Raw genomic sequence first — 249 nt, 5'->3', positions numbered from 1 at the left:
CCTGTCCGGAGTACGTCAGTGAAAGAATCTAGTTGTCTGCGAAAAGGAGGGCTCTGAAACAAATCTAAAACATTTTCTGGCGTCCACTCTTCCTTCGGAAGGTACGAGGCTAATCTTTCTTGCAAGGGCAGCGTCTCGATCAAAGGCAGTATGAGATCGGGCTTCAGGATATCCCCTAGTCCCAGGCCTCCATCAAGATTTTCCATCATGTCTTCAGATTTAATATTACGTAATATTCGTTGAAGATCC

General features: G+C 45.4%; 1 protein-coding gene. It reads right to left on the bottom strand.

From position 1 onward, the window contains the following. Nucleotides 1–209 (bottom strand): hypothetical protein (locus C6N31_RS43110; RefSeq protein WP_232486383.1); only part of this gene is annotated, 209 nt, incomplete at its 3' end. Between the last annotated feature and the right edge of the window lie 40 nt (nucleotides 210–249).

The organism is Streptomyces fildesensis, from assembly GCF_016107395.1.
Taxonomy (GTDB): Bacteria; Actinomycetota; Actinomycetes; order Streptomycetales; family Streptomycetaceae; genus Actinacidiphila; species Actinacidiphila fildesensis.
The sequence above is the reverse complement of the archived record's forward strand: the minus strand, read 5'-3'. Positions and strand labels throughout refer to the sequence as shown.